This window comes from Candidatus Hepatincolaceae symbiont of Strigamia maritima (assembly GCF_055505085.1).
In genome coordinates this window covers 1-3409 of sequence record NZ_DBKDTU010000041.1, presented here as the reverse complement: position 1 = coordinate 3409, position 3409 = coordinate 1, and the positions used below count along the sequence as shown (strand labels likewise).

The following is a 3409-nucleotide window of genomic DNA, read 5'->3' as shown; positions in this document are numbered from 1 at the left end:
TAGTATAATATAGAGGGGAAACTTTCAATGATTTTAGCAACAGAAATTACCGTAGCTCTAGTTTGTTCAGCAGGAATGTCCACTAGTATACTGGTTAAAAATATAGAAACAGCTGCAAAAGAACAATCTATTAACATCAAAATAAAAGCTTATTCAGAGGCTGAACTTAAAGAGCATACTAAAGATATGTTTGATCTAATCCTAGTTGCCCCTCAGGTAAGATATCTTTTAAGTGGCTTTAAAGAAATGATAAAAGATACTCCTATAGAATTAATTAATATGCAAAAATACGGAATGATGGACGGTACTGGAGTTCTAGCTGATATCTTAAATAGTATTAACTCTCACAAGGATAAATAAAATGTTAGAAAACCTAGATACCTCAAATACGGAATTAGTAGCTGTAGCTTTAATTACTCATGCCGGAGATGCTAGAAGTACTGCTTTTGAAGCTCTAACGTTAGCGAAGTCCGGCTCTTTTATTGAGGCCAAAACTAAATTAGTAGAAGCTTCTCATAAACTAGCACAAGCTCATAAAGTACAAACTACTTTATTACAAGAGGAAGCACGCGGTAAAAAAAATGAGCTAAATCTTTTATTAGTACATGCACAAGACCATTTAATGAATGCAGTCTTAGCTAAAGATTTAATTACTGAATTGATAGAACTTTACATTACAAAGAAATAATATTTTTTATATTCAGAAACTACGGAGACAAAAAATGAGTCAGTCACTTAAAAAATTAGAACAAATATTAATTCCAATTACAGAGAAATTAGCAGCTAATAAATATCTAAATTCCCTAAAGGATGGTTTTGCTTATGCTATGCCCTTTATTATTGTAGGGGCTTTAATTTTAGTCTTAGTAAATTTACCACTCACGGATCCTAATACTAAACTATATTGGAAGTTTTATTCGGATTTAATGGCTCAATATAAATCTTATTTAGTTCAACCTTTCTATGTTAGTATGGGTATTCTCTCAATCTTTGTTTCTTTCGGAATTGGCTACTCTTTAGCAGGACAATTTTCTCTTCCTGCTATTACTGGTGGCTTCTTATCTCTATTTGCCTTTTTAGTTATTGCAGCTCCTAGTGACTGGATACCTCTGGCTGAAAGTAAGTTCGGCTTAAAACAAGCTTCTTGGATACCGGTAATTGATGCTAGATTCCTTGATACTAAAGGCTTGTTTACTGCTATTATTTCTGCTTTCTTTGCTGTCTCGGTTTATCGCTTCTTATTGACTAAACGTTTAGTCTTTAAATTACCTGATTCTGTTCCTTATTCTATTAGTAAATCTTTTGAAGCTTTAGTTCCAGTTTTTGTTATTGCCTTTGTATTACAAAGTATTAATATTGTTTTTGTTAATTTTCATACTTATAGTGTTCCTAATAGTATTATGCAATGGATTGGTTACCCTTTATCTACTTTATCTGATAATGTCTTCTCCGTAATCCTTATAATGCTACTGATCCATACCCTATGGTTCTTCGGTTTACACGGTGCAAATATTGTATTAGCAGTATTTACACCTATTTTACTAATAAATCTTGGTATTAATGTAGAAGCTATGCAACAGGGGAAAGAACTTCCTAAAATTGTGGCAGGTGGTTTTTTTGAAGCTTTTGCCTATGCAGGAGGAAGCGGTGCTACTTTGGGATTAGTAATTCTTATGGCATTTAGTAAAAAAACTCATTTAAGAACTGTAGGCAAACTTGGGATTATTCCTTCAATTTTTAATGTGAATGAACCCGTGGTTTTCGGTGCTCCCATAGTCGGTAACCCTATTTTAGGAATTCCTTTTATTTTAATTCCTACTATTAATGGTATTATTGCTTATTTTACCTTAAAATTAGGCTTAGTTGCTAAATTATATGCCCTAACCCCTTGGACTACTCCGTCTCCTATTACCGCATTTATTGCCACCCAAAGCTTTAGTGCCTTGGTTTTAAGCTGTTTATTGATAATACTCTCCACTATTTTATACTATCCTTTTTTTAGAATTTATGAGGCTAGTTTGAAATCAGAATAATAGGATTAATAATGTAACAAAATTATTAAAATTTTGTTACATCTACTAATTAATAAAAATAAGGAGACTTTATAATGCGTAGATTAGGTATTTCAGTATATGTAGGACACAATGATGCTGTTGATATTAAAAATTATATAGCCAAAGCTGCTAAATATAAATTTAGTAGAATTTTCATGTGTTTGATTTCTTTAGGAGATGATGCACAAAAAAGAATACATGAACTTAAAGATATAACCTCTTTTGCAAAAAATCTCGGCTTTGAAATTATAGCTGACATTAATCCTAGTTTAATGAACTCACTTAAGATAAAGTATAATGATCTATCGTTCTTTAAAGAATTACATTTAGATGGCATCAGGTTAGATGAGGGATTTAGTGGCAATGAAGAATCTTTAATGACTTATAATCCAGAAGGTCTTAAAATAGAAATTAATGCTAGTGCTAATAGTGGGTATATAGATAATATTATGTCTTATTATCCTGATGTTCATAATTTAATTGCCTGTCATAATTTTTATCCTAAACCTTTTAGTGCTTTATCCAGAGAAGTATTTCTTGCTTCAAGTTTAGATTTTCAACAATACGGTATTAAATTAGCAGCCTTTGTTAGCTCAAGCAGTGCTAAAACCGGACCGTGGGAATTGAAAGATGGGCTTCCTACTTTAGAGGAACACAGGAATCTTCCTATTGATATACAGGCTAAAGATTTATTTTATTTCCTAAAAACAGATGATGTAATAATTGGCAATGCTTTTGCAAAGGAAGAGGAATTAGTAGCTTTATCTAATATAAATCCGAATTTAATTACTCTAGATGCAATCTTAAATAAAGATATTTCTGAGGTTGAGAAAACTATTGCTACTAAAGAATTACATTTCTTTAGAGGTGATGCTGGGAAATATAGTATTCGCTCCACCCTTCCGAGGGTTAAGTATAAAGAGGCTACTATTACTCCTACCCATACCCAAAATATTAAATATGGTGATATTATTGTAGAAAATTCTAATTCTACTCGTTATAAAGGTGAATTATTAATAGCCTTAAAAGATTACAAGAATGATGGAAGCTCTAATATTATCGGTAGAGTCACTGATAATAATCTAGCTTTTGTTCCGCAAATTCTTCCATGGCAAAAATTTATGCTAAAAGCTACTGTTATAAATTAATTCTATATATTCTATTATTGGATTTGTGTTACAGAAGCACAATATAATTTTAATCTATTTGCCTTTTTAGTTATTACTGCCCTAGTGACTGGAATACCTCTAGCTGAAAGTAAGTTCGTCTTAAAACAAGCTTCTTGAATACCGGTAATTAAGGGAATTATATACTTTTTTACCCTAACTAAAATAATTTTTATTAGCTAGTTGTAA

4 protein-coding genes are annotated in these 3409 nt (G+C 31.4%); all 4 read left to right on the top strand.

Annotated elements, in window-relative coordinates:
* Nucleotides 1-27 precede the first annotated feature (27 nt).
* The 4 genes from ACQCX0_RS00980 to ACQCX0_RS00965 all read left to right on the top strand — a co-directional run bounded on the left by ACQCX0_RS00980 (nt 28) and on the right by ACQCX0_RS00965 (nt 3202).
* Nucleotides 28-360 (top strand): hypothetical protein, encoded by a 333-nt coding sequence (locus ACQCX0_RS00980; protein ID WP_462562236.1) that lies wholly within the window; start codon nt 28-30, stop codon nt 358-360.
* Nucleotide 361: 1 nt separating this feature from the next.
* Nucleotides 362-688, top strand: coding sequence for a PTS lactose/cellobiose transporter subunit IIA (locus ACQCX0_RS00975; RefSeq protein WP_462562235.1), 327 nt, complete (start codon nt 362-364; stop codon nt 686-688).
* A gap of 34 nt (nt 689-722) precedes the next feature.
* Entirely contained in the window at nt 723-2033 is a 1311-nt protein-coding gene (locus tag ACQCX0_RS00970; RefSeq protein ID WP_462562233.1) for a PTS sugar transporter subunit IIC, read from the top strand.
* A 74-nt stretch (nt 2034-2107) separates the two neighbouring features.
* Nucleotides 2108-3202 (top strand): DUF871 domain-containing protein, encoded by a 1095-nt coding sequence (locus ACQCX0_RS00965; protein ID WP_462562232.1) that lies wholly within the window; start codon nt 2108-2110, stop codon nt 3200-3202.
* The last annotated feature ends 207 nt before the right edge of the window (nt 3203-3409 follow it).

What these genes read in the sequence shown, in the direction of transcription:
- ACQCX0_RS00965 (WP_462562232.1), top strand. Translation starts at nt 2,108, where the DNA reads ATGCGTAGATTAGGTATTTCAGTATATGTAGGACACAATGATGCTGTT.
- ACQCX0_RS00970 (WP_462562233.1), top strand. Translation starts at nt 723, where the DNA reads ATGAGTCAGTCACTTAAAAAATTAGAACAAATATTAATTCCAATTACA.
- ACQCX0_RS00975 (WP_462562235.1), top strand. Translation starts at nt 362, where the DNA reads ATGTTAGAAAACCTAGATACCTCAAATACGGAATTAGTAGCTGTAGCT.
- ACQCX0_RS00980 (WP_462562236.1), top strand. Translation starts at nt 28, where the DNA reads ATGATTTTAGCAACAGAAATTACCGTAGCTCTAGTTTGTTCAGCAGGA.